The organism is Bartonella sp. AA2SXKL (genome assembly GCF_042197205.1).
Lineage (GTDB): Bacteria > Pseudomonadota > Alphaproteobacteria > Rhizobiales > Rhizobiaceae > Bartonella.
On the sequence record NZ_JBHIRN010000271.1, the window covers coordinates 1 to 232 of the forward strand.

Annotated in this window: 1 protein-coding gene; it reads left to right on the forward strand. The window is 44.8% G+C overall.

The genetic code is table 11. From position 1 onward, the window contains the following. The coding region (locus tag ACFINS_RS11175; RefSeq protein ID WP_375706309.1) for an AMP-binding protein at positions 1 to 232 on the forward strand (232 nt) is incomplete at both ends.

Here is a 232-nt window from a genome sequence, read left to right on the forward strand (position 1 = left end):
GCCGCTCGCCAGAATGTGCATGTGGATCAAGTCATGGTCATACGGCGAACCTGTGGACCAATCCATTGGGTAGAGGGACGTGATTTTTGGTATCATGAAGAAGTATCTCATACCAAAACGGACTGTCCAGCAGAAAAGATGAATGCTGAAGATCCACTTTTTATTCTTTATACCTCAGGCTCAACAGGTAAACCCAAAGGTGTTTTGCATACAACAGCGGGCTATCTTGTTT